Source organism: Pseudomonas sp. BF-R-24, assembly GCF_019947335.1.
Classification (GTDB): domain Bacteria; phylum Pseudomonadota; class Gammaproteobacteria; order Pseudomonadales; family Pseudomonadaceae; genus Aquipseudomonas; species Aquipseudomonas jessenii.
In genome coordinates, this window is record NZ_JAGYGG010000006.1 from 1 (window position 1) to 23,526 (window position 23,526).

19 protein-coding genes, 1 rRNA gene and 2 pseudogenes are annotated in these 23,526 nt (G+C 60.9%); 12 read left to right on the forward strand and 10 right to left on the reverse strand.

Translation table 11 applies throughout. From position 1 onward, the window contains the following. Window positions 1-203 precede the first annotated feature (203 nt). The 4 genes from rrf to KGA98_RS06540 all read left to right on the forward strand — a co-directional run bounded on the left by rrf (window position 204) and on the right by KGA98_RS06540 (window position 4,032). Window positions 204-319: ribosomal RNA gene (gene rrf / locus KGA98_RS06525) — 5S ribosomal RNA — on the forward strand. A gap of 147 nt (window positions 320-466) precedes the next feature. After that, window positions 467-1,126, forward strand: coding sequence for a paraquat-inducible protein A (locus KGA98_RS06530; protein WP_057713288.1), 660 nt, complete (start codon window positions 467-469; stop codon window positions 1,124-1,126). After that, complete coding sequence (locus tag KGA98_RS06535) at window positions 1,113-1,736, forward strand: paraquat-inducible protein A (protein ID WP_007997011.1); 624 nt, start codon at window positions 1,113-1,115, stop codon at window positions 1,734-1,736. The genes KGA98_RS06530 and KGA98_RS06535 overlap by 14 nt, the downstream gene beginning before the upstream one ends. Further along, on the forward strand, window positions 1,729-4,032 hold the full coding sequence (locus tag KGA98_RS06540; protein ID WP_223501884.1) for an intermembrane transport protein PqiB: 2,304 nt from the start codon (window positions 1,729-1,731) through the stop codon (window positions 4,030-4,032). Before KGA98_RS06535 ends, KGA98_RS06540 begins: the two co-directional genes overlap by 8 nt. Window positions 4,033-4,244: 212 nt before the next feature. Here KGA98_RS06540 and mksF read toward each other — a convergent pair whose 3' ends face one another. From mksF to mksB, 3 genes are read right to left on the reverse strand one after another with little or no spacing between them, the layout of a single operon-like run. Next, window positions 4,245-7,085 carry an Mks condensin complex protein MksF gene (gene mksF / locus KGA98_RS06545; RefSeq protein WP_057713290.1) on the reverse strand — a complete coding sequence of 947 codons (2,841 nt, stop codon included), beginning with the start codon at window positions 7,083-7,085 and terminating at the stop codon, window positions 4,245-4,247. After that, the gene (gene mksE / locus KGA98_RS06550) at window positions 7,082-7,783 is read right to left on the reverse strand and encodes an Mks condensin complex protein MksE (RefSeq protein ID WP_090457698.1); all 702 of its coding nucleotides are present in this window, start codon (window positions 7,781-7,783) and stop codon (window positions 7,082-7,084) included. Before mksE ends, mksF begins: the two co-directional genes overlap by 4 nt. After that, on the reverse strand, window positions 7,773-9,050 hold the full coding sequence (mksB, locus tag KGA98_RS06555; RefSeq protein WP_174245530.1) for an Mks condensin complex protein MksB: 1,278 nt from the start codon (window positions 9,048-9,050) through the stop codon (window positions 7,773-7,775). The genes mksE and mksB overlap by 11 nt, the downstream gene beginning before the upstream one ends. Before the next feature lie 219 nt (window positions 9,051-9,269). On the opposite strand from mksB, the gene KGA98_RS06560 reads away from it, so the two are divergent. Together KGA98_RS06560 and rimI are read left to right on the forward strand one after the other, a co-directional pair. Next, window positions 9,270-10,016 (forward strand): energy transducer TonB, encoded by a 747-nt coding sequence (locus KGA98_RS06560; RefSeq protein ID WP_090457694.1) that lies wholly within the window; start codon window positions 9,270-9,272, stop codon window positions 10,014-10,016. Continuing rightward, window positions 10,009-10,461: a ribosomal protein S18-alanine N-acetyltransferase gene (gene rimI, locus KGA98_RS06565; RefSeq protein ID WP_007981794.1), complete on the forward strand. Its 453-nt coding sequence runs from the start codon at window positions 10,009-10,011 to the stop codon at window positions 10,459-10,461. Before KGA98_RS06560 ends, rimI begins: the two co-directional genes overlap by 8 nt. A gap of 101 nt (window positions 10,462-10,562) precedes the next feature. Here rimI and KGA98_RS06570 read toward each other — a convergent pair whose 3' ends face one another. After that, the gene (locus KGA98_RS06570; protein ID WP_223501885.1) at window positions 10,563-10,967 is read right to left on the reverse strand and encodes a serine kinase/phosphatase; all 405 of its coding nucleotides are present in this window, start codon (window positions 10,965-10,967) and stop codon (window positions 10,563-10,565) included. 169 nt (window positions 10,968-11,136) lie between these two features. Between KGA98_RS06570 and can the strand changes: the two genes are divergently transcribed. Next, window positions 11,137-11,781, forward strand: coding sequence for a carbonate dehydratase (gene can, locus KGA98_RS06575; RefSeq protein ID WP_057713295.1), 645 nt, complete (start codon window positions 11,137-11,139; stop codon window positions 11,779-11,781). A gap of 6 nt (window positions 11,782-11,787) precedes the next feature. Here can and KGA98_RS06580 read toward each other — a convergent pair whose 3' ends face one another. The 3 genes from KGA98_RS06580 to KGA98_RS06590 all read right to left on the reverse strand — a co-directional run bounded on the left by KGA98_RS06580 (window position 11,788) and on the right by KGA98_RS06590 (window position 15,298). After that, a complete protein-coding gene (locus KGA98_RS06580) occupies window positions 11,788-12,312 on the reverse strand; it encodes a lysine methyltransferase (protein WP_090457690.1) in 525 nt (174 codons plus the stop codon). Between the two features lie 145 nt (window positions 12,313-12,457). Further along, complete coding sequence (locus KGA98_RS06585; protein ID WP_090457689.1) at window positions 12,458-13,630, reverse strand: hypothetical protein; 1,173 nt, start codon at window positions 13,628-13,630, stop codon at window positions 12,458-12,460. A gap of 249 nt (window positions 13,631-13,879) precedes the next feature. Beyond that, the gene (locus KGA98_RS06590; RefSeq protein ID WP_223501886.1) at window positions 13,880-15,298 is read right to left on the reverse strand and encodes a short-chain fatty acid transporter; all 1,419 of its coding nucleotides are present in this window, start codon (window positions 15,296-15,298) and stop codon (window positions 13,880-13,882) included. Between the two features lie 202 nt (window positions 15,299-15,500). Here KGA98_RS06590 and KGA98_RS06595 point away from each other — a divergent pair, with 202 nt between their 5' ends. The 4 genes and pseudogenes from KGA98_RS06595 (at window position 15,501) to KGA98_RS06610 (ending at window position 19,013) form a co-directional block, all read left to right on the forward strand. Beyond that, window positions 15,501-16,811 carry an MFS transporter gene (locus KGA98_RS06595; RefSeq protein ID WP_411736657.1) on the forward strand — a complete coding sequence of 437 codons (1,311 nt, stop codon included), beginning with the start codon at window positions 15,501-15,503 and terminating at the stop codon, window positions 16,809-16,811. Window positions 16,812-17,019: 208 nt separating this feature from the next. After that, a pseudogene (locus KGA98_RS28650) lies at window positions 17,020-17,658 on the forward strand (PAS domain-containing protein); the annotation flags it as partial. 150 nt (window positions 17,659-17,808) lie between these two features. Further along, window positions 17,809-18,246, forward strand: a pseudogene (locus KGA98_RS28655) (methyl-accepting chemotaxis protein); the annotation flags it as partial. A gap of 167 nt (window positions 18,247-18,413) precedes the next feature. After that, on the forward strand, window positions 18,414-19,013 hold the full coding sequence (locus KGA98_RS06610) for a flavin reductase family protein (protein ID WP_223501888.1): 600 nt from the start codon (window positions 18,414-18,416) through the stop codon (window positions 19,011-19,013). 12 nt (window positions 19,014-19,025) lie between these two features. Here KGA98_RS06610 and KGA98_RS06615 read toward each other — a convergent pair whose 3' ends face one another. Both KGA98_RS06615 and KGA98_RS06620 read right to left on the reverse strand, forming a co-directional pair. Next, window positions 19,026-19,394: a cupin domain-containing protein gene (locus tag KGA98_RS06615; RefSeq protein WP_057716562.1), complete on the reverse strand. Its 369-nt coding sequence runs from the start codon at window positions 19,392-19,394 to the stop codon at window positions 19,026-19,028. 75 nt (window positions 19,395-19,469) lie between these two features. Then, window positions 19,470-20,279 carry an AraC family transcriptional regulator gene (locus KGA98_RS06620; RefSeq protein WP_223501965.1) on the reverse strand — a complete coding sequence of 270 codons (810 nt, stop codon included), beginning with the start codon at window positions 20,277-20,279 and terminating at the stop codon, window positions 19,470-19,472. A 167-nt stretch (window positions 20,280-20,446) separates the two neighbouring features. Between KGA98_RS06620 and ddlA the strand changes: the two genes are divergently transcribed. Next, window positions 20,447-21,541, forward strand: a complete 1,095-nt coding sequence (gene ddlA / locus KGA98_RS06625; RefSeq protein ID WP_223501889.1) for a D-alanine--D-alanine ligase — start codon at window positions 20,447-20,449, stop codon at window positions 21,539-21,541. A 62-nt stretch (window positions 21,542-21,603) separates the two neighbouring features. Here the strand turns inward: ddlA and ggt are convergent, their stop codons facing one another. Continuing rightward, a complete protein-coding gene (gene ggt / locus KGA98_RS06630) occupies window positions 21,604-23,436 on the reverse strand; it encodes a gamma-glutamyltransferase (protein ID WP_223501890.1) in 1,833 nt (610 codons plus the stop codon). Between the last annotated feature and the right edge of the window lie 90 nt (window positions 23,437-23,526).

Here is a 23,526-nt window from a genome sequence, read left to right on the forward strand (position 1 = left end):
TGAGGCGTTGAGCTAACCAATACTAATTGCCCGTGAGGCTTGACCATATAACACCCAAGCAATTTGCTTACTCGAAAGAGCATCAGATTGCGGTGTGTGAAGACGAAAGAACCGAAAGTTCGACTCTTGCAAAACACCGAAAGCTGTCACATACCCAATTTGCTGAAGCGAGGCCGACTGGCCACGACTCAGTACCCGAATTTCTTGACGACCATAGAGCGTTGGAACCACCTGATCCCATCCCGAACTCAGCAGTGAAACGATGCATCGCCGATGGTAGTGTGGGGTTTCCCCATGTGAGAGTAGGTCATCGTCAAGATTAAATTCCGAAACCCCTATCTGCGTATGCAGGTAGGGGTTTTGTTTTTGTCGTAGAAAAAGCACGATCAATCAAGCACAAATTGGCGCAGTTATTTTTGTCCCGGGACACTAGAATAGGTCCAACTTTTTCAGAGTCAGAGCGCTTATGCCGGATTCGGTTGACGCCAAAGAGCTGTCAGAAATACCACTGGAAAATCTGGTTGCCTGCCATGAGTGCGACTTGCTCATGCGTAAACCCGAACTCGCCCATGGCGAAAAAGCCATGTGTCCGCGCTGTGGCTACGAGCTTTATGCCAATCGGTACAATGTCGTACAGCGCAGTCTCGCCCTTGTCATAGCCGCCTTGTTGTTGTTTATTCCGGCGAACTTTTTACCCATCATGCAGCTCAATCTACTCGGGCAGTCTTCGCAAGACACTGTCTGGAGCGGCGTTGTCGCCCTTTTTGACACGGGTATGCAAAGCGTTTCAGTGATTGTATTCCTGTGCAGCATGGGGATCCCGCTGCTCAAGCTGCTGTGCCAACTGACCGTATTGTTGAGTATCCGTTTTGATGTCGGACGCAGCTACGGCTTGCTGCTCTATCGCATTTATCACCATATACGCGAATGGGGGATGCTCGAGGTTTACTTCATGGGCGTACTGGTGGCGATCGTAAAACTGGCAGATATGGCAGCCATCACCGTAGGCCTCGGCCTGGTGTGCTTCATTGGTTTGTTGCTGATTCAAGTCTGGCTGGAGGTCGTAATGTCTCCACACCAGATCTGGCAAGCGTTATCAGGAGAGGATGCCCATGCGGGCGATTGATGCGGGCATTCTGATTTGCAAGGAATGTCATGAATTGAACCGGCAGGAAGCTGATACCGATGAGCAAGTCTGTACGCGCTGCGGGGCGCTGGTACACGCCCGCAGCCCGAATAGCCTGGTGCGCACCTGGGCATTGCTGATTACCGCCGCCATTCTTTACATACCGGCCAATTTGCTGCCGATCATGACCGTGAACTCCTTGGGCAAAGGTGCGCCGAGCACGATCATGGCAGGTGTGATCGAACTGATGCACTACGGAATGTTCCCCATTGCGGCCGTGGTGTTTATCGCCAGTATCGTGGTGCCCACGTTCAAGCTGGTGGGCATCGCTCTGCTGCTGTTTTCCGTGCAGCGCCGTCAGCCCCTTTCGGCTCGCCAGCGTATCTGGATGTACCGTTTCATTGAATTCATCGGCCGCTGGTCGATGCTCGATATCTTTGTGATTGCCATCCTCGTGGCGGTCGTGAATTTTGGGCGGCTTGCCAGCATCGAAGCCAATCTTGGCGCCATCGCTTTCGCCACGGTGGTGATTCTGACGATGCTTGCCGCGGTAACTTTTGATCCCCGACTGATTTGGGATAACACGGAGTCGGACGACGACCATGACTGATTTGCCTGTAGCGAAAACCCGACCGGCTTCGAACTGGTCTGCCATTTGGGTGTTGCCCCTGATCGCCTTGATCATCGGCGGCTGGCTCGGCTGGCGTGCCTATAACGAGACCGGTATCGAGATTCAGGTGCGTTTTGAGAGCGGCGAGGGCATTCAGGCCAACAAGACCGAAGTTGTCTATAAAGGCATGTCGGTCGGCAAGGTCAAAAGCCTCAAGCTCGATGACGAAGGCAATTCCAAAGGCGTGATCGCCAGCATCGAAATGAACAAGGACGTAGAGCCATACCTGCGAACCAGCACGCGTTTCTGGCTGGTCAAGCCGAGCGTGACGCTGGCAGGGATTACCGGTCTCGAGACGCTGGTTTCAGGTAACTATGTCGCCATCAGCCCGGGGGAAGGCGAGCCGGTCCGCAAGTTCAAGGCCCTGGCCCAGGAACCGCCGCTCTCCGATGCCCAGCCCGGTCTGCACTTGACTATCAAGGCCGACCGCCTGGGCTCGCTGAACCGTGGCAGTCCGGTGTTTTACAAACAGATCAAAGTGGGCCAGATCAAAAGCTATGTATTGTCCGAGGACCAGAACACTGTCGAGCTCAAGGTCTTCATTGAGCCGACTTACGCCAAACTGGTGCGCAAACACACACGCTTCTGGAATGCCAGCGGCATCAGCATCGACGCCAATCTGTCGGGTGTGAAGGTCCGCAGTGAGTCCCTGGCCAGCATCGTCGCCGGTGGTATTGCGTTCGCCACACCCGAAAACCGAAAGGACAGTCCGCCTACCGATCCGAGCCTGCCGTTCAGACTCTATGAAGACTTTGACGCCGCCGCCGCCGGTATCCGGGTGAAGGTCAAGCTCAGTGATTTCGACGGCTTGCAGGCCGGTCGCACACCGGTGATGTACAAGGGTATTCAGGTGGGCAGCCTGAAAACGCTGAAGGTCGATGCGGATCTGTCTGGCGCAACCGCCGAGTTGACGATGGACCCATTGGCCGAGGATTACCTGGTCGAAGGCACTCAGTTCTGGGTGGTGAAGCCGTCGATTTCCCTGGCGGGGATTACCGGTCTCGAGGCGTTGGTCAAAGGTAACTACATCGCTGTACGGCCTGGCGACAAGGGTTCGGCGCCACAGCGGGAGTTTGTAGCCCGGGCCAAGGCACCGCCGCTGGATCTGCGTGCACCGGGCCTGCACCTTGTTTTGTTCACGGAAAACCTCGGTTCGCTGGAAGTCGGCAGCCCGGTTCTCTACAAGCAGGTCAAAGTCGGCTCCGTACAGAGCTATCAGTTCTCCCGCAAAAAGAAACAACTGATCATTGGCGTACACATCGAGAAGGAATATGAAGGCCTGGTCAACGCCTCGACGCGCTTCTGGAACGCCAGTGGCATCACCCTCACGGGCGGACTGACCGGCGGGGTCCAGGTTAAAAGCGAGTCATTGCAGAGCTTGATGGCCGGCGGCATTGCCTTCGAGACCCCGCAGGACAACGCCCCGTTGCAGAAGCGTATTCCACGTTTCCGTCTGTTCGCGAACCATGAAGACGCTACGCAGAAGGGCGAAGTCATCACGCTCAAGCTCGATCGCGCTGATGGCCTGCGTACCGGCACTCCGATTCGTTTCAAGGGGCTGGATGTCGGCAAGGTGGAGGATGTTGATCTCAGCGAGGACCTGCAATCGGTGCTGTTGACCGCGCGGATTACCGAAGTGCCAGAGCGCATTGCCCGGGTCGGCAGTCAGTTCTGGGTGGTCAAGCCTGAACTGGGCCTGATCAAGACGTCCAACCTCGAAACCCTGGTGACCGGGCAATACATCGAGGTACAACCGGCGCCGAAGAACCTGGGACCGCAGAAGAACTTTGTCGTTTTGGCCGCCGCGCCCGAAACTGCCAAGCAGGAAGCGGGATTGAGTCTGGTGCTGAGCGCGGCACGTCGCGGTTCGCTGAAGGCCGGGGTGCCGGTGACGTATCGCGAAATCACCGTGGGCAAGGTGACCAGTTATGAACTGGGCCAGACCGCTGATCGCGTGCTGATCCATATCCTGATCGAGCCGAAGTACGCGCCATTGGTACGCAGCGGTACACGATTCTGGAACACCAGCGGTTTCGACTTCGATGTCGGCCTGTTCAAAGGTGCAACGGTGCGTACTGAATCACTGGAGACGATGATTCAGGGTGGTGTCGCCTTTGCCACGCCGGATGGCGAGCGCATGGGTAGCCCGGCGCGACCGGAGCAGACGTTCGCGCTGTTCGACAAGTTCGAAGAGGAGTGGCTGGGCTGGGCGCCGAAGATCTCCCTCGGTAAATAGTCGGAGGGTTATGTGGCGTCAGTGATGACGCCTTCGCGGGCAAGCCCGCTCCCACAGGGGGACTGGGTTGTTCCTGAAGATATGCGATCAAATGTAGGAGCGGGCTTGCCCGCGAAGAGGCCCTGAAGTTCACTGCAAAGCTAAATGACACACCTATGAAAAAGGCCGCGATCCATTGGACCGCGGCCTTTTTATTGCCTTCGATTCAAGCCTCAGACCGCATCCAGCTCCGGTTCATCCGCTTGTTCGTTGATCGTCGCCCTTACCTGATCGTGACGACGGATGTACTTCCAGTCCGCCTCATCGATGTAGATGCCAGCCGGCCCGCTGCCACCTTCCAGGTCGATGGCGACACTGGCGCAGACCTGCGGCTTCACGCTCGCCAGGATCGGCACGAAGCCCAGTTGCAGGCTGGTTTCCAGCAATGCGGCCTGGTTCTTCTCATCGATGTCCGCCGCCTCGTCGAGGTAGTACGGCAGGCGTACGCGACCGGCCTGGTCACGGTCCATCAAGTGCAGCAACAAGTACATGTTGGTCAATGCCTTGATGGTCATGGTGGTGCCGTTGGACGCCGCGCCGTCGATGTCGGTGTGGATCACCGGTTGGCCGTTGACCTTGGTGATCTCGAACGCCAGTTCGAACAAGTCCTTGAGGCCGAGCTGGTTGTGGTTGGCCGCCACCAGCCGCGCCAGGTATTCCTTGGCCTCTTCGTTCTTGTTGTCCTGCTCGGCACTTTGGCTCAGATCGAAGACCGACAGGGTTTCGCCTTCTTCGTACTGACCTGCGCTGTGAATGATCTGGTCGATGTGCTTGAGCGCTTCCTTGTTCGGTGCGAGCACGATGCGGAAGCTTTGCAGGTTGGAGACCTGGCGTTTGTTGATCTCGCGGTTGAACAGTGCCAGTTGGTGTTCGAGGCTGTCATAGTCGCTGCGGATGTTGCGCAGGGTCCGGGCGATGTCCGTCACGGCGGCACGGCGAGCCTTGCCCAGGGTCAGGGCTTCGTCGGTACGGTGCGCATAGGCGTTGATCAGCAGTTGCAGGCGACGCTCCATATCGTCTTCGCTGTCGAACTTGGCCACGCCCTTGAGGCGTACCTGGGCGTACAGCGCTTCGATCTGGCCGTCGGCCCGCAGCAGGCCTTGCCAGCTGTCCTGATAGTCGTTGAGCAGTGGCAGCAGGTTGTCCATGGAATCGTCGATCGGGTCCATGAACGGTGTGCCGAACGGCAGGTCCGCGGGCAGCAACTGACGGCGGCGCAGGGCGTCATCGAGGGTGCGTTGCTTGGCTTCCATGTCGCCGATCTGCCGGCCGACCAGCTGCAGCTTGGCCGACAGTTGCTGGACGCGCTCGGTAAAGGCATCGCTGGAACGCTTCAATTCGTCCTGTGCGGCTTCCATCTGCGCCATCTGTTCCAGCTTGTCGCCTTCCTCGGCGCTCAGGGTTTGCGCGCGACGGAAATCCTCCAGGGCTTTCTGCGCATCCAGCACTTGCTGGTACAGCACTTCAGTCTGGGTCTTGCTCGCGGCGCGGTCGGCCGCCACGGCCTGCTGGGTCTTCAGTTGCTTGAGTTCTTTGTCCAGGCGCTCCTTCTGGTCGCGCAGGGCTGCGCGGTCAGCCAAGGCCTGCAGCGCCGGTGGTTCGATGTGCGAGATGTCGATGGACAGGCCCGGCACTTCGAAGCGTTCGCCTTTGAAACCGTCGAGGATCAGCTCCACGGATTTGACCCACTCGCCGTCGTCGTCGAGGGTGATGCCGTGTTCACCCAGCGGCAGGCTGAACAGTGCGCTGTTGAACAGGCGCATCAGGCGTTCGACGTCTTGCTGCGAGAATTCTTCCCGCAGGCGGGCATAACTGTTGTTGTCGGCGTGATCGAGCTGCTGCTTGACCGACTTCAGGCGTTTTTCCAGGTCGCGCAGGCGCTCGTCCAGGTCTTCGGCGCTGAACTGGCGGGACTGTGCCAGCGCACCGGCCAGTTCATCGTGAGCGTCCTTGGCGGCCAGCAGCTGCTGCTCCAGCACCTTGACGTCATCGACCAGGGCAAAGCGATGCTTGAGCACCGACAATTCGCCGAGCCAGCGCTGGATGCCGGTGATTTCCCGTTCCAGACGCATCAGTTCCTGGGTGCCACCGCGCTGGTCGTTTTGCAGGGCATCCTGCTCGTTGCGGTAGTGCTCGGCCTGAATGGTCAGCTCTTCCTTGCGCGCACTGGCGTAGTCCGACCAGGTGCCGAGCAAGGAGTCGAGCAGCGGTGAGATCCGGTGCAGTTTGCCGCGCAGAATGTCGCGTTGCTTCACGCCGTTGGCCAGGGCTTCGACCAGCGGGCCGGCGGCGACCAGCGAGTTGTAGTCCTGCTCCATGCGTCGTACATCGCGGAACGCTTCTTCACACGCGGCGATGTAGTCGACGCTGCCGGAGCGCAGGCTGTGCTCGAAGGCATCGAGGAACAGCTGCTTGAGCTTGGCCGCGGTGATTTCGCGCATGTGCAGCAGGTTGATGAACAGGGCGCGGAAGGTCTTCAGGCTCTGCTCGCTGGTGGAGCGTAGCGGGATCAGCGTCAGGTCCAGCGGGATCGAAGTGTGACCGCCAACCAGCAGGCGGCGCAGTTCGTCCGGCTTGAGTTCGTAGGCTTTCAGGCCTTCGCGCTCAAGGTTGGTGAACAGTTCTTTCTGGCGCAGGCAGGTGTCGTTTTTCTGGTAGTGGGCCAGGTCCAGTTTGCCGGCATAGGCAAAGAACTGGTGACCGAAGCCGCCGCCCGGGCCGCGGCCGACCACACCGATCACGTGGGGGCCGTGGGGCAGGTTCACCTCCACCAGGATGTAGCTGGTGTCCGAGGCGAAGTAGAAGCGCCGGGACTGCTCCAGGCTGTACTTGCCGAAGCTCATGTCCGACATGCGCGCCAGGATCGGGAACTGCAGGGCGTTGATCGAGGCGGATTTACCCAGGTTGTTGGCGCCGTATACCGATAGCGGCTCTTCCAGCGGGAACAGGCCGAGGCTGTAGCCGGCGGTGTTCAAAAGGGCAAAGCGGCGGATGCCGTAACGTTCCTTGCTCATGCGTCGAGCTCCTGTTCTTCGGCGATGGCGCGGGCCAGTGCGTCTTCTTCGCTTTCGTCTTCAAAACCCGCGAGGTCGAGCGGGTCATCGGTCTGCAACAGCTTTTCGTCGCTGTCTTCGTCGATCAGCACCGGTACCGGCAACGGCAGGACGCTGTGCAGGCTGGCGGCCAGATCGCGGTCCTGTTGCACCGACAGGCACACATCGAGGAAGCGGTGCATCGGCGGCAGGAAACGGTAGACGCCGTTCTCTTCGCTGGCGAAACCGAGCTGGGTCATGCGGCGCATGATCTTTTCTTCGAGCTCGTCCTGGGTCTGCACTTCGGCCTGGATGAACAGGTCGCGGTACTTTTCCAGCAGCGACGGCAATTCATCGCGACCGAGGCTGCCGCCGTCGAGCACGGCGATCGGGTCGCGGCCTTGATCGGCCAGGTGCTCGACGAGGATAAAGGTGAACAGCGCCAGACGCTGGGCGGTCTTGTTCACCGCCGCCGCCGCGAGGTCCGGCACGAAGTAGTAGAAGCCACGGGTGTCGCAGACCAGTTCAAAGCCCAGGGCCTTGAACAGCGTGCGGTACTGGTCCTGGAAGTTCGACAACTGCGCGTACAGCTCCGGATCGCGGCGGCTGACGTGATAACCCTTGAACAGCTCGCGAAAGATCGGCGCCAGCTGGGACAGTTCGGATAGATCAAGATGCATAGGGAGTGCTCGCAGAATCCTCGGCGGCGGTGTCGCTGACCGAGAGCAGGGCGAAGGAGCGCAGGCTGACCTGGTGCTCGTGAGTATGGTATTCGCGACGTTCCAGGCGCTCGCGCTTGAAGCGTTTTTCCCGCGACAGGCGCGAGAACCAGTACAGCAATTCGTCGGTGGCGCCGTCCGGTTCCTGCTCCAGCAGCCAGGTCATCAGGTCCGGCATCGGCAGGGCGTCTTCGCAGCGCTCGAGCATTTCCCGAACGGTGCGTGGCGCCCGTGGCGCTTCGCCTTTCTGGGTCTTGTGAGCCTTGGGGAAGCGCGCCGGTTTCGGTTCGAAGCGGGCCAAGGCATAAACGTAGGCTTCGACCTGGCTGGCACTGCCGAGGAAGGTGCTCTGTGGGCGAGTGAACATCGGCATCGCCGCTTGCGGCACGGCGTCGATGCCTTTGCGGCGGATCATCGACAGGGCCAATGCGGCGCCACGGGTCACGGCGTTGTGCCGGCGCGCTTCTTCGCGCAGCGGCAGCAGCAGCTCGCGGGCGTGACGCAGGGTCAGCTGGGCGCTGGTCTGCATTTCGAGGATGCGCGCGTGGGTGCGCAGCAACATGTCGTCGTCGACCAGGTGGCCGAGGCGCTGCTGTTCGCTGAGCATCTTCAGCAGGACGGTTTCGACCTTGCGCACGCCTTGTTCGAAGGCGCCGTCGGCGTTCACCAGATCAATCATTGGCTCTACGTATTCGTCCCAGGTCGCCAGCACTTCAGCATAACGCTGGCGCAACGGAATCTGCCGGTCGCTGGTTTTCGCCCGTTCGGCGACGGCCACCAGTGCCTGTTCGTCGTTATCGAGTTTTTTCAGCACGTCACGCACGCGCATGTCGAGCAGGCGCAATTGGCGGGCGAGGTCGTTGCCGTCGCGGATATCGAATGCGTCCTGGATATAACCGGCCAGACGCTCGAGGTGGCGCAGGTAGGCTTCGATCTCCAGGCACAGGCCCAGACGGTGTTCACGGCGCAGATAGGCGAGGAAGTCGTGAATCTGCGCATTGAGCTCGAAACGGTTCGGGCTTTTGGCCACGGGAACCAGGATGTCGAGGCGAATCCACACATCCAGCAGGCTGGTGATGTCCTGCGGCGTACTGTCGAGTTGCTGGGCGGCCAGTTGCGTGCGCAGTTCGTTCAGGCTCAGTGTGCCTTGGTCGAAGTGCTCGCACAGTGGCTCCAGAAGTGCCCAGTGTTCAGCGAGGGCGCGCAAGACGCGCTTGGGTTCGATCATCGGAATGGCCGGCTGGTTGGCGATTAAAAGCCGCGATTGTACTGCATCGGGGGCAATGCGATTCACTCTCGGGACGGACTGTCGCCTTCTTTTCGGTAAGGTGCATCGATCAACTGCGGGCGATCTTCAGCGAACGGCGGTAGAATCAGCGCACTTTAGTTATCCACAAGTGGCCGACCTTTGCTTATCGAGTCCCGTCGTCGCGCTTATCTGGCCGCCATGCAGGTGGTCAACTGGCTGCCGCGCACCGAATTGCCCTTTGCCGCGCCGTCGCGGCCCGAGCTGCTGGAGATTCCCGAGCCGGTTGTGGTCGCGCCTGTCGTGCCCGCTGTTGTGGCCGATACGCCCGTGGCGCCTGTGGTCAAACCGGCCGAGCGGGTGAAGATCGAGGTGCCACGGCCATCGCTGGCCAGCACCCGCACCGGCGCCAAACCGGTGGAAGAGGCCGAAGAGACGCCAGCCGTGGTCAAGGCACCCATCGTGCCGCCCCCGCGTTTCGCCCTGCAATTATTGCGGGCCGGGCGTTGCCTGCTGCTGGTGGAGTTACCCACAGGTGAATCCTTCCAGACTCGCGATCCTGCCTACCTGCTGCTCAAGGACATGCTGCGCGCCGCCGGTCTGCCGGACAGTCCGCAGATCGTCGGTGAGCCGGTGCGTTGGCCGTTGTTGGTGCGTGGCACGATGGATCAGGGCCCGGAAGCGGCCCGCGACTTCGTGCAAGGTTTTCTCTCGGTGCGCATGGAAGAAACGCCCTGCGCCTGCTTGTGGCTGATCGGCTTGCCTGCGGTGCGATTTGCCGGCGAAGCGGATGCCGAGGCGTTCAATCGCGAATTGCAGATCGAAGGCCTGGGCTCGGCCTGGGCGGTGCCGGGCCTGGAATTATTAATGGAAGAGCCACAGCGTAAGGCTGATGTCTGGCAAGCCATGCGTCGGCTGATGGCGCGCTGGAAAGAATCGAATGAGTGACGCTGTATCGTTTCGCCCGATGACCGAGGCGGACCTGGAAGCTGTACTGAAAATCGAATATGCGGCCTATAGCCATCCCTGGACCCGCGGGATTTTCCTCGATGGCCTGGGCAAGTATCAGATCTGGCTGATGTTCGAAGGTCAGCAACAGGTCGGCCACGGTGTGGTGCAGATCATCCTCGACGAGGCGCACCTGCTGAACATTACGGTCAAGCCGGAAAACCAGGGCCGGGGCCTGGGGCTGACCTTGCTTGAGCATTTGATGTCGATTGCCTACAAGGCCGACGCCCGGGAGTGTTTCCTGGAAGTGCGCGACAGCAATACCGCGGCGTTCAAGCTGTATGAGCGATATGGTTTCAACGAGATCGGCCGGCGTCGGGATTACTACCCGGCGGTGGGCGGGCGCGAAGATGCGGTGGTCATGGCCTGCACTTTGGTGGATTGAGCCTCAAAAGCTTCGCGAGCAAGCCCGCTCCCACATTTGGAATGCATTCCCCCTGTGGGAGCGGGCTTGCTCGCGAAGGCGGCTGAACTGGCACTAAAAAATTATCGCTTGCCGTCCATCGGATCGCGCTGAGCCAGTTCAGCCTCATCCAGGCCATTGCCACCGCCGATATCGTCCTCATCGACGATGCTCAGGTCCCAATCCGCACGGCTATCATTGCCCGCCTCATGGGCATCCCGGGCGCCGTCCTCACGGATCAGGGTTTCCGGGCTCAGATCGTCATCGGTAGGTTGATGGTCACCGGTCGCGGCAGCGGTCAGGCCCGCTTCACGTCCGCGCTGGCGCGGCAGCAGTTGCTCGCGCTCCTTTTCCGGTAGTTCGTCACCGATTCTGGCGCTGGGTTCTTCGGCGTCGAAATCCAGCTCACGCACCGAGCCCATGCGGTCTTCGTTGTCATCGACGGGTTCCGGTTGCACCGCATCGTACGGACGTCGTGAATCATTCATGGCAATTCCTCATACTGTAGTCCCTACTACGGTTGACCCCCGTGGCTACCGAGAATTCCACCGGCATGGAGCCCCGTGTTCCGGATCAGGAGAGCATCTGCATTTTCGCGCGTGACCCCGACGGACGGTTGTCAGTCAAAGCTGCGCATCATTCTTGAGGCTTCAAAGCATGAACGAATTACAAGATCTGATTGATAACAACGAGCGTTGGGCCGCTGCGATCAAGGAGGAAGATCCTGACTTCTTCGCCAAGCTGGCTCGCCAACAGACCCCAGAGTTCCTGTGGATCGGTTGTTCCGACGCCCGGGTGCCGGCCAACGAGATCGTCGGCATGCTGCCGGGCGATCTGTTCGTACACCGTAATGTGGCCAACGTCGTGCTGCACACCGACCTCAACTGCCTGTCGGTGATTCAGTACGCGGTCGATGTGCTCAAGGTCAAACACATCCTTGTCACCGGCCACTATGGTTGCGGCGGTGTGCGCGCTTCGATGCAGGATCGCCAGTTCGGCCTGATCGACGGCTGGCTGCGTTCGATTCGCGATCTCTACTACGAGAAGCGCGAAGAGCTGGCCAAACTGGCCACCGAAGAGGAACAGGTCGACCGCCTCTGCGAACTCAACGTGATTCAGCAAGTGGCCAACGTCGCCCATACCAGCATTGTGCAAAATGCCTGGCACCGCGGGCAGAGCCTGTCGGTCCACGGTTGCATCTACGGCATCAAGGACGGTCGCTGGAAAAGCCTGAACACCACCATCAGCGGCTTCGAGCAACTGCCGCCGCAGTACCGCCTGCGTCCGGTCGACCCTCAGTAATACCCGTCAATAATGACGTTGCCGACGCCAGCGTTGCAGAAACGCCTGGCCGTCGGCGTTTGGCGACTCGTCGTAGCCGGTAATCCAGCCACGGCACTCGTATGAGCCGCACTGGCAGGCAAATTGGCGTTGCAGTTTGTCTTCGGTGGCGGCGAAGTCCATGGTCAGCCAGTCCCCCTTGCTGATGTCCTTCAGCGCCCATATCCACAACTCGCTCAAGTCCAGAAAGACATTGGGGTCGCAGGAGTGTCGCAACAGTCCGCAGAAGCGCGGGTCGTAGACGTGTATGCCCGGGGCGAGCTGGCGGGTATGCCGGCAGCGGTAGGGCAGCAAATGCCCCGACGCCCGGCAGATACGGGTGATTCGCGGGAATTCGCGCCGTGCGGCAATACCCGTGGCTTCGCCCTTGGCGTTTTCAATGATTTCGAAGTCGGCCAGGGAGGGAAATCCCAAGCGAACGGGCAGCTCCGAAAAGGGGTAAACACCTTGCGGCGGTTGTGGGCGCTTTCGTTGAGGGGCGTGAGCTTTCATAACAATCCCTGTCTGCTGGGTGCTGCGACTTCCTTGCACCGACGGTCCTGTCAGCACAGCAGCACATGGGTTCAGCCCAAGCCTCTCGCAGATACCACGGGCGGTCTACTGTCATAAGTGACAGATTTTTTCGCCGTTCATCGGGTTACAACGGCGGAGCAGGTTTCGCCGTGGCTGGCGCCGGAGCCTTGAGCTGCTTGAGCTGGGACACGATCGAAGCTGTCGCGCATTTGCCCACAGCCTGTTGGGGCGACAGGTTGCGGATCGAGGTGTAGAACAGCTCGCAGGTTTTTTCTTTCTGGGCCACTTGCCAGGTTTGCCTGCAGGTATTGAGCTCAACGTCCGGATTGCTGTCCGGTTGGCGACCCATGGCGGCCTGCCAGCACGCAGCACTCAAATCCTGACCCATGACTTTCAGGCCTGCCGCATCGGCCTTGGCCTGGGCGTCACTGCCGGTGTAGCTTGCCGGATCGGCGGCATACCAAATGTAGCTCGGATGGTTGGAGCCCAGCACGGGGACTTTCACGCCGTTGTCCGGGGTGATCTGGACCAGGCCCAACACGTTCACCGTCTGCCCGTATTGCTCTTTGATCCAGTTACGCACCGGTGCGCCGAAGGCGACCATCGGCAGGGCTGCGCCGCTGGCGTTCAGGCTGACTTCCTTGACCATGGTGGTCTGGTAATCCTTGAAGTAGCCGTAGACGCCTTCGAGGTCTTTGCCCGCGTTGGACGGCGCGGCAATCGGGGCGATGTCGATGATTGTCTGGTAGCCCGGCGTCTGCCCGGCCGGGATGCCGTTGGCAGTCAGCAGCGTGGCCCAGCGATCCGTAGTGGCGGACCTCAGGTAATCCTGGGCCTGGGTCAGCGAATAGTCTGGCGGGAAGTGCAGCAGTTCGACGCTTTTGCGGTTTTCCAGGGCCATGCCCAACGGCAGGAACAGGTACCAGCTATACGCCCACTTGCCATCGGCATTCAGTTTGCTGGCGCCGTTGTAGGCCAGGTCACCGGCGTCGAGCAGCGCGGCCAGAGGCTTTTCATAGCCGTTGGGTACGCCGCTGATTTCGGCGTAAAGCTGATTGTTATCGGTCTTGATCAGAACCTTCGCCCCGGTGTAGCCATCACGCTGCACGCTTTGGGTCAGGTAATGCTCGACGGTCTGTTCAAGTGTCCAGTTGCGAAAGCAGATCACGTTGCAGTTGTTGGGATAGGCGAAGAGACGGGTAACGCGTTCGGTACTGCCCAGTTTCAGGGCGACATCGGCGTGGGCAGCGGCACTCAGGGTGACGGCTGCGAGAGTCAGTCCTGCAAGTTTTAGCATGCTCAGATCCTTTTCAGCGTGGTTTCCCGTTGGCGTGGGTGCTACATACTGAAACCGCAGGCGGCGGTTGGTCTAGAGGGGGGAGGTAAAAAGCTGTCAGGCAACGTGCACTCTTAATGTGGGAGAAACCACAGTGGGAGCGGGTTTGCTCGCGATGGCGCCGGCACATTCAGCATCAATATGTCAGTGACATTGCCATCGCGAGCAAGCTCGCTCCCACAGGGTTCTATGCCATTACCACCACTTGGTTCACGGCATCACCGGCGGCGTATACGCCAGCGTCGTGCCCAGTGCCCACAGCAGAAACAGCACCAGCGGCGTGTGCACCAGCAACTGTACGAACGAGAAGCCGATCAGGTCCCGCGCCTTCAACCCCAGTACGCCCAGCAACGGCAGCATGTAGAACGGGTTGATCAGGTTCGGCAAGGCTTCGGCGGCGTTGTAGATCTGTACGGCCCAGCCCAGGTGATAGTTCAGGTCATTGGCCACCTGCATCACGTACGGCGCTTCGATGATCCACTTGCCGCCGCCGGACGGAATGAAGAAGCCGAGGATCGCCGAGTACACCCCCATCAGCAGGGCATAGGTGTCGTGGGAGGCAATGCTGACGAAAAAGGTCGAGATGTGGTGCGCCAGGGTCTGCGCATCGGCACCCTTGACCGTAGTCATCAGTGCGGCGATCGAGCCGTACAGCGGGAACTGGATCAACACACCGGTGGTGGTCGGTACCGCACGGGACACGGCATCCAGAAAGCTGCGCGGACGCCAGTGCAGTAGCGCCCCCAGCATGATGAACAGGAAGTTGTAGGTGTTCAGCCCGGAAATCGCGCTGATGGCCGGTTTGGTCGAGAACTCATGGAACAGCCATCCGGCTGCCAGCAGCACCAGCAGAATCGTCAGCAGCGGGCTGTGTTCCAGCCATTCGCCGGGGCGGGTGCGTGGTTGCAGCGGTGGCAGGTTGAAGCTTGGGTCGATCCCGCAGGCGTTGGCGTCTCGCGCGGAGTTCGGGCCGGGGGCGGTGGCGTAGGCAACGATCAGTGAAACGATGATCAGAGCCAGCAACATCACACCGGACTGCCAAAGAAAGATCGTCTGGGTGAAAGGGATCACCCCGGTGATCGACAGGATCGACGGCGGCAGGCTGGCCGGGTTGGCCTGCAATTGCGCAGCGGACGATGACAGGCCCAGGGCCCAAACCGCGCCGAGGCCCAGGTAGACAGCGGCACCGGCGGCGCGGTAGTCCATCTTCAGATCGGTTCTGCGGGCCAGAGCGCGCACCAGCAAACCGCCGAACACCAGCGACAGACCCCAGTTCAGCAGCGAAGCAACCATGGAAATCAGCGCCACCCAGGCCACGGCGGAGCGGCCGTTTTTTGGGATTTTCGCCAGGCGGTCGATCAGCTTCACCGCCGGTGGCGAACTGGCGACCACGTAACCACCGATTACCACGAACGCCATCTGCATGGTGAACGGGATCAGGCTCCAGAAGCCGTCACCGAACGCCACCGCGGCATCGGTGGGCTTGGCACCCATCGCCATGGTGGCCAGGGCCACGATAATCACCGCCAGGGCAGCAAACACCCAGGAGTCGGGAAACCAGCGTTCGGCAAAACTTGAACAGCGCAGGGCAAAGCGGGCGGAGCGGCTATCTTCGATATCAGCGGCCACGGGGGGTACCTCGGATTTATTATGTTTGTAGTGGTCTTCGGGGCAGTAACCGCCCGTCTGGACAGGCGCCAACATTAATTCAAGCCGAGGATTTTTGCGGGGCTGTTTCGTGGCTATGGGACTTTGGTCTAACGGGTTGTCCGCCGGTGCATTTGCGTAGACCATGGGCGCCTTGGTTTTTGCCTGTGCCAGAGTTCTTTTCATGACTAACACCGATTCGCGCCCGACGCCGTTCAGCCGCTCGGACTACAAAACCCTGGGGCTCGCCGCTCTCGGCGGGGCGCTGGAAATCTACGACTTCATCATCTTCGTGTTTTTCGCCCTGACCCTCAGCCAGTTGTTCTTCCCGCCGGAAATGCCCGAGTGGCTTCGATTACTGCAAAGCTTCGGGATCTTCGTCACCGGTTACCTGGCGCGACCGCTGGGGGGCATCCTGATGGCGCACTTCGCCGACCGTCTGGGGCGAAAGAAAGTCTTCAGCCTGAGCATCCTGATGATGGCGTTGCCCTGTCTGCTGATCGGGATCATGCCGACCTACGCGCAAATCGGCTATTTCGCACCCTTGCTGCTGTTGGCCCTGCGCATCCTCCAAGGCGCGGCGGTGGGCGGTGAGGTACCCAGTGCCTGGGTATTCGTCGCCGAGCACGCGCCCATCGCCCATCGCGGCTATGCCCTGGGTTTCCTGCAAGCGGGGCTGACCTTCGGTTACCTGATCGGTGCTTTGACCGCGACCTTCCTGGCGCAGGCGTTCACTGCGGCGGAAATCCTCGATTACGCCTGGCGTTATCCCTTCCTGTTGGGCGGCGTGTTTGGAGTGATTGGCGTGTGGCTGCGTCGCTGGCTCAGCGAAACCCCAGTGTTCACGGCCATGCAGGCGCAGCGCGAGGCAGCCGGCGAACTGCCGCTGCGTACGGTCTTGCGCGAGCATCGCCTGGCCATTTTGCCGGCGATGATTCTCACTTGTGTGCTGACCTCGGCCGTGGTGGTGTTCGTGGTCATCACCCCGACCATGATGCAGAAAACCTTTGGCATGACCGCCAGCCATACCTTCGCCTTGAGCGCACTGGGCATCGTGTTCTTGAACATCGGCTGCGTGCTCGCCGGGCTGCTGGTCGATCGCATCGGCGCCTGGCGCACGGTGATGCTCTATAGCCTGCTGCTGCCGCTGGGCATCGGCGTGCTGTATGCCTGCCTGATCATGGGCGGCGACTGGATCGGCCTGGCCTATGCGGTGGCCGGGCTGTCCTGCGGGGTAGTTGGCGCGGTGCCATCGGTGATGGTCAGCCTGTTCCCGGCGCGGATTCTCGTTTCGGGGATCTCGTTCACCTACAACATTGCCTATGCCGCATGGGCGAGTGTCACACCGCTGTTGTTGATCGGTCTGATGCCGTGGAGTCCATGGATCTGCGTGATGTTCAGTGCGGTGATGGGCGCGGTGGGCATGGGCAGTGCGGCGTACTTCGGTGCGCGGATGCCGAGAATCGCAGGCTGTCCTGCGGCTGGCGCGCATTGATCGGGCATGTCGTAACTATTTTTTGTAGGACAAGCCTGAAGCACGCTTAAGAAAATGTTTCCAAGGCCGATGGTTAGGCTGCATATCGCTTTCTACCCCTGTCCATCGGTGCTTTCCCATGTTCAATAAACGCTTGAAGCAGGAGCTGTCGGCTCTTCGTGAAGAACTCTCCAGCCTCCAGCAAGTGAAGGAAAGTCTGGAAAGCGAAATGCTGGTGCTGACCCTCGACAGCAACGGGCGGGTTCAGTCGGTCAACCAGAACTTCCTTGGCGAAATGCATTACAAGAGCGGCGACCTGATTGGCCGACACATCGACGATCTGGTCCCGGATCACGTGAAATCCGATGAATTCCAGCTGCGCTTCAAGAACGCGTTGACCCGTGGCGAGCACTTCGCCGGCGCAGTGCGTCTGTTGCGCGGTACCGGCCAGGAAGCGTGGTTGCGTTCGATCCTGCAACCGGTGCGCTCGGCGGACGGGCGGATCAAGTGTTTTTCGATCTTCTCCAGCGACCTGACCCGCACCATCGAGGCCTCCCGCGAACACGAGAACCTGATCGGCGCGCTGGTGCGCTCCACGGCGGTGATCGAATTCGACCTCAACGGCAACGTGCTGACCGCCAACGACCGCTTCCTCAGCGGTATGGGTTACAGCCTGGCGCAGATCAAGGGCAAGCATCACCGCACCTTCTGCCTGCCGGAGGAATACAACAGTGACGCATACCATAACTTCTGGCGTCGCCTGAACGCGGGCGAGTACGTGGCCGACCGTTTCAAACGTGTCGACAGCCATGGTCGTACGGTCTGGCTTGAGGCGTCCTACAACCCGGTGGCCGATGCCAACAATAATCTCTACAAGGTGGTGAAGTTCGCCACGGTGATTACCGATCAGGTCAATCAGGAGCAAGCCGTCGCCGAGGCGGCCAACATCGCCTACAGCACCTCGCAGCAAACCGACCAAAGCGCTCAGCGCGGCAACGCCGTGGTGACCCAGGCCGTGGACGTGATGCGCGACCTGGCCAGGCATATGCAAACCGCCGGCGATGGCATCGAAGCGCTGAACGAGCAGTCGCTGGTGATCGGTACCATTGTCAAAACCATCAGCGGCATTGCCGAGCAGACCAACCTGCTGGCGCTCAACGCAGCCATCGAAGCGGCCCGTGCGGGCGAGCAGGGGCGGGGGTTCGCCGTGGTGGCTGATGAGGTCCGGCAACTGGCTTCGCGCACCAGCCAGGCCACCGACGAAATCGTCCTCGTGGTGCGGCAGAACCAGGACATGGCGCGCAACGCCGTAGCGCTGATGACCGACGGCAAGCTTCAGGCCGAGCAGGGCCTGGCACTGGCGGCGGAAGCGGGTACGGTGATTGTCGAGATCCAGGACGGCGCGCAGAAAGTGGTCAACGCGGTGGGGCAGTTTGCCAATCAACTCACCAACTGACCTGAGATCAGCTCTTGGTGGGAGCGGGCTTGCTCCGGGCGGCGTTCCGACGAAAGCGGTGTGTCATTCAACCCAGCGGTGACTGAATTGACGCCTTCGCGAGCAAGCCCGCTCCCACAGGGTTACGTGGGCGCTACAATCGGCTCTTTATCCAGGAGCAGACTTCCATGAGCGTTCCCCACCGCCGTCCGGTTCCCTTGTCCAAGGCCTATCGTCTGCTCAATCATGGCCCGACCGTGCTGGTCAGCGCAGCCCACGGTGGCCAGCGCAATATCATGGCGGCAGCCTGGGCCATGCCGCTGGATTTCGAACCACCGAAAATTGCCGTGGTGCTGGACAAGTCCACCTGGACTCGCCAGTTGCTGGAAGCCTCGGGCACGTTTGTGTTGAACGTTCCGTGCGCTGCACAGGCCGACATTGTGCAGACCGTCGGTTCGACCTCCGGCCTGGAGATGACCCAGGGCCAGGGGCGCGACAAGTTTGAGACCTACGATCTACAGACGTTCACCGGCCAGTCGGTTGATGCGCCGATGCTCGAAGGCTGCGTGGCCTGGCTGGAATGTCGCCTGTTGCCGGAGCCGAACAACCACCAGCAGTACGATCTGTTCCTGGCTGAAGTGATTGCCGCCCAGGCTGACGAGCGCGTGTTCAGCGAAGGCCGCTGGCACTTCGAAGGGCAAGACGCCTTGCGCACCTTGCACCACGTGGCGGGCGGGCACTTCTTGACCATTGGTGATCCAGTGGACGGCAAGACCTTGCAGGCGTGAGGCGGCCAGCGCTCAAATCCAGACATCATTCTCGGCCGTGCGCTCGCCACCTTCGCGGCCGGTATTGAGCACGCCCTTGGGTTCGATCAGCAGGAGTTTTACCTCCTGCCCCGCGCTGGGTTTGTGCTCGACGCCTTTGGGCACCACATACATCTCCCCGGCGTTCACCAGCACATGGCCATCGCGAAAGTCGATACGTAACTGGCCTTCCAGAACGATGAAGGTTTCGTCGGTATCGAAGTGGTCGTGCCAGATGAAATCCCCCAGCAGCTTCACCACCTTGAACTGGTAGTCGTTCATTTCGGCGATGACCCGGGGCGACCAGTGCGAATCGATCCGGGCGAGTTTTTCCGCGAAGTTCAGGCTTTCGTAGGCGTTCATCATGGGGCTCTCGTGGTTGATCCTGGGCCACGATAGCCAGCAATTCGACGCGATTCTTGAACGATTGTGCGTGGCTCAGCGCCGCTGCAGGTTCAGCCAGCGGGCCGGTGGCAAGCCGTAGGTTTTGCTGAATTGCCGAGTCATGTGGCTCTGGTCGGTGAAGCCGGCGATCAGCGCGGCGCTGACCAGTGTCTGCCCCTGAGTCAGCAGCGCGCGGACCATGTCCAGGCGCCGCATGGTCAGGTAGCGATAGGGACTGGTACCGAACAACAGGCGAAAATCCCGGGACAGGCTCCAGCGATCCCGGCCACTGTGTTGCGCCAGCTCATCGAGTGTCACGGTGCGATCGAGGGCGCTGTGGATGTATTCCCGCGCGCGCTGCGCGGCCACGTAATCGAAACCCGAGCGTTTGGCTGTCACACCGGAAACCGTGCTCAAGGCCTGCGCCAGATCGAACAACGCATCCTGTTCTTCCAGTGGATCGAGCGGGCAATCAAGGCTGCGCAGCAAGGCTCCCGTGGCAGCAAACAGGCGGGGGTCGTCCGACAGTCCGGTCTTGATGAACGGCAGCGGTTGGCCGCCGAGCATCTGCTGGATCAGCGCCGGTTCGATGTACATCATCCGGTACTGGAAACCGGACTCGGTGCCGGCCTCGCCATCGTGGGCTTCGTCCGGGTGCAGCACGATCGTTGCGCCTGGCTGGCTGTGACGCCAGCCACCGCGATACTGAAAGCTCTGCACCCCGGCCAGGGTGTGGCCGATGGCATAGGTGTCGTGGCGGTGAAGATCGTAGCCATGGCCGGCAAAAAACGCCTCGAAACGCTGTAGCCCGCCGACATCGGGCGCGCGATGGAACCAGTCATTGCGAGGCGGGTACTTGGCCATGGTGATGATTGTCTTGAGCTCGATGCGCAACACGGTAACCCAGTCAGCGACTCCCTGTCTTCTGATCGCAAGGCGACAGGTACGCTAGAAAACCAAGGGCAAATACTGCACTGTGTGGCGCATTCTCTGCAGGTCGTTTTTTTCTATTCGTCAGGTGAGGCCAGGTCATGAGCAAGCTGCGCGTGGGGATCATTTTCGGGGGCCGTTCGGCTGAGCATGAGGTGTCGCTGCAATCGGCGAAAAACATCGTCGATGCGCTGGACCGTTCACGCTTCGAACCGGTGCTGATCGGCATCGACAAACAAGGCCACTGGCACCTCAACGATCCTTCGAATTTTTTGCTGAATCAGGAAAATCCGGCGCTGATCGCCCTCAACCAGTCCAACCGCGAACTGGCCGTGGTGCCGGGTAAGGCCAGTCAGCAACTGGTGGAAACTTCCAGCCAGGAAATGCTCGGCCACGTCGATGTGATCTTCCCGATTGTCCACGGCACCCTCGGTGAAGACGGTTGCCTGCAAGGCTTGCTGCGCATGGCCGATTTGCCGTTTGTCGGCTCCGATGTGCTCGGCTCGGCCGTGTGCATGGACAAGGACATCAGCAAGCGCCTGCTGCGCGATGCCGGCCTGGCCGTGACGCCGTTCGTGACATTGACCCGCGCCACGGCGGCCCGCACCGGGTTTGCCGAGGTGCGGGGCAAGTTGGGTTTGCCGCTGTTCGTCAAACCGGCGAATCAGGGCTCTTCCGTGGGCGTGAGTAAGGTCACCGACGAGGCTGAGTACAGCGCAGCGGTGGAGCTGGCCTTGAGTTTCGATACCAAGGTGTTGATCGAATCTGCCGTCAGCGGCCGCGAAATTGAATGTGCAGTGCTCGGCAATGAAGACGCCATCGCCAGTGGCTGCGGCGAGATCGTGGTGCGCAGCGGGTTCTATTCCTACGACAGCAAGTACATAGACGACAAGGCGGCTGAAGTGGTGGTGCCGGCCAATATCAGCGTCGAGGCCAGCGAGCGCATTCGCGCCCTGGCCGTCGAAGCGTTCCAGATACTGGGCTGCTCCGGCCTGGCCCGCGTCGACGTGTTCCTGACTGACAGCGGCGAAGTGTTGATCAACGAAATCAACTCGCTGCCCGGCTTCACCCGCATCAGCATGTACCCGAAACTGTGGCAGGCCACCGGCATGACCTACAGCGAGCTGGTGACGCGACTGATCGAGCTGGCGCTGGAAAAGCACCAGGTTCGGCAAGGGTTGAAGATCAGTCGATAGCGACTTGCTCATAAACAAAGGGCCTACCCACCGGTAAGCCCTTTCTCATCCCCGCGTACGACTCAATCTCCCAGCGCTTGCCCTTCACGCCGCGGATCGGCTCCGCCTGTCAGCGACGCTTTGCCTTGGGCGTCCTTGACCCGAACAATCGCCTGGGTCCCGCTGGTCATGTCGATCTCGCTCACGTTGTGCCCTTTGTCTTTCAGCGCCTGAATCAGCGTCGGGCTGAACTGCCCCTGTTCCAGTTCGGTCGGGCCGTTGCGGCTGCCGAAGTTGGGCAGGTTGATGGCGGCTTGGGCATCGAGGTTCCAGTCGAGCAGGCCGATGGTGGATTTGGCCACGTATTCGATGATTTGCGAGCCGCCGGGGGAACCGACGGTGGCGAGGAATTCGCCGCTCTGGCGGTCGAAGATCAGGGTAGGGGCCATGGACGAACGCGGGCGTTTGCCGGGCTCGACGCGGTTGGCGACTTTTTGCCCGTTTTCCTCGGGGATGAACGAGAAGTCGGTCATCTCGTTGTTGAGCATGAAACCCTGAACCATGATGTGCGAGCCAAACGCCGACTCGATGGTGGTGGTCATCGACACGGCGCCACCCGCGTCATCGACGGCCACCACTTGCGAGGTGGAAATCCGCAGCGGCGAACGGTCCGGCGCATAGGCCACGCGGATACCCGGCGGAGTGCCGTGTTTGGCCGTGCCCATGCTGCGTTCACCAATCAGGGCGGCGCGGCTGGCGAGGTAGGCCGGGTCGACCAGGCCCTTGACCGGCACGGGGACGAAATCTGTATCGGCTAAGTATTGAGCGCGGTCGGCGTAGGCCAGGCGTTCGGCCTCAGAGATCAGGTGCACGGCTTGCGGGTCGGGTTCGATGCCGGCCGGGGCCGTGGTCTTGACCGGTTGCAGCGGTGCCAGCGCCAGGCGTTTATCGCGGGCCTCCAGGGCTTGCAGCGTGCCGAGGATCTGCGCCACGGCGATCCCGCCCGACGACGGCGGTGGCATGCCGCAGACCTGCCAGCGCTTGTAGTCGGTGCACAGCGGCGCGCGCTCCTTGGCCTGGTAGTTGGCGAGATCGGTCAGGGACAAGCTGCCGGGGTTGACGTGCCCCTGAACCTTGGCCGCGATTTCCTCGGCGACCGGGCCTTTGTACAGGGCATCCGGGCCTTCATGGGCGATGCGCTTGAACACGGCGGCCAGTGCCGGGTTCTTCAAGTTTGTGCCGGCGGCTTTTGGGCTGCCATCGGCATTGCGAAAGTAAGCCATCATTTCCGGGGAGCGAGGCATGGACGAATCCGCGGCGATCAACCGGTGCAGGCGTGGCGAAATGGCGAAGCCTTGCTCGGCGAACCGGATGGCCGGTTCAAACAGCTGCGCCCAGGGCAGGCGTCCGTGTTTTTGATGGGCCAGTTCCAGGGCGCGCAGCACGCCGGGTGTGCCCACCGAACGACCGCCAATCTGCGCCTGGGTGAACCCCATCGGTTGTCCGTTGGCTTGCAGGAAAAGCTTTTCGGTGGCGCCGGCCGGGGCGGTTTCACGTCCGTCGTAGGTGCGCACGGCCTTGCCATCCCAGAGGACGATCAATGCGCCGCCGCCGATGCCCGAAGACTGTGGCTCGACTAGCGTCAACACGGCTTGCATCGCAATCGCCGCGTCGATGGCCGAGCCGCCCCGGCGCAGCATCTCCCGCCCGGCTTCGGCCGCCAGCGGATTGGCCGCCGCTGCCATGTATTTGTCGGCATGTTGAGTTTTCAGGTCGGTGCGGAACCCGGAAGCGCTTTCCGGAGCGAGCGGCAGCGTCGGCACCGAAGCGTTGTGGCACGCGGCCAGGGTCAAGGCACTGGCGAGCAGAACCAGGGTTGGCAGGCGATAGCGGCGCAATGGAAAGGTTGAGAACACGTGGGGTACTCCGTCCGTTGGATCTACGATCAGTGGACTTTATCGGCCGACCGGGAGGGACGCAAACCAGGTCCCACGGCATTGACCCTT

Excerpts from the sequence above, each read along its gene's own strand:
- KGA98_RS06530 (WP_057713288.1), top strand. The coding sequence starts at position 467 with ATGCCGGATTCGGTTGACGCCAAAGAGCTGTCAGAAATACCACTGGAA.
- KGA98_RS06535 (WP_007997011.1), top strand. The coding sequence starts at position 1,113 with ATGCGGGCGATTGATGCGGGCATTCTGATTTGCAAGGAATGTCATGAA.
- KGA98_RS06540 (WP_223501884.1), top strand. The coding sequence starts at position 1,729 with ATGACTGATTTGCCTGTAGCGAAAACCCGACCGGCTTCGAACTGGTCT.
- mksF (WP_057713290.1), bottom strand. The coding sequence starts at position 7,085 with ATGAGCAAGGAACGTTACGGCATCCGCCGCTTTGCCCTTTTGAACACC.
- mksE (WP_090457698.1), bottom strand. The coding sequence starts at position 7,783 with ATGCATCTTGATCTATCCGAACTGTCCCAGCTGGCGCCGATCTTTCGC.
- mksB (WP_174245530.1), bottom strand. The coding sequence starts at position 9,050 with ATGATCGAACCCAAGCGCGTCTTGCGCGCCCTCGCTGAACACTGGGCA.
- KGA98_RS06560 (WP_090457694.1), top strand. The coding sequence starts at position 9,270 with ATGCAGGTGGTCAACTGGCTGCCGCGCACCGAATTGCCCTTTGCCGCG.
- rimI (WP_007981794.1), top strand. The coding sequence starts at position 10,009 with ATGAGTGACGCTGTATCGTTTCGCCCGATGACCGAGGCGGACCTGGAA.
- KGA98_RS06570 (WP_223501885.1), bottom strand. The coding sequence starts at position 10,967 with ATGAATGATTCACGACGTCCGTACGATGCGGTGCAACCGGAACCCGTC.
- can (WP_057713295.1), top strand. The coding sequence starts at position 11,137 with ATGAACGAATTACAAGATCTGATTGATAACAACGAGCGTTGGGCCGCT.
- KGA98_RS06580 (WP_090457690.1), bottom strand. The coding sequence starts at position 12,312 with ATGAAAGCTCACGCCCCTCAACGAAAGCGCCCACAACCGCCGCAAGGT.
- KGA98_RS06585 (WP_090457689.1), bottom strand. The coding sequence starts at position 13,630 with ATGCTAAAACTTGCAGGACTGACTCTCGCAGCCGTCACCCTGAGTGCC.
- KGA98_RS06595 (WP_411736657.1), top strand. The coding sequence starts at position 15,501 with ATGACTAACACCGATTCGCGCCCGACGCCGTTCAGCCGCTCGGACTAC.
- KGA98_RS06610 (WP_223501888.1), top strand. The coding sequence starts at position 18,414 with ATGAGCGTTCCCCACCGCCGTCCGGTTCCCTTGTCCAAGGCCTATCGT.
- KGA98_RS06615 (WP_057716562.1), bottom strand. The coding sequence starts at position 19,394 with ATGAACGCCTACGAAAGCCTGAACTTCGCGGAAAAACTCGCCCGGATC.
- KGA98_RS06620 (WP_223501965.1), bottom strand. The coding sequence starts at position 20,279 with ATGGCCAAGTACCCGCCTCGCAATGACTGGTTCCATCGCGCGCCCGAT.
- ddlA (WP_223501889.1), top strand. The coding sequence starts at position 20,447 with ATGAGCAAGCTGCGCGTGGGGATCATTTTCGGGGGCCGTTCGGCTGAG.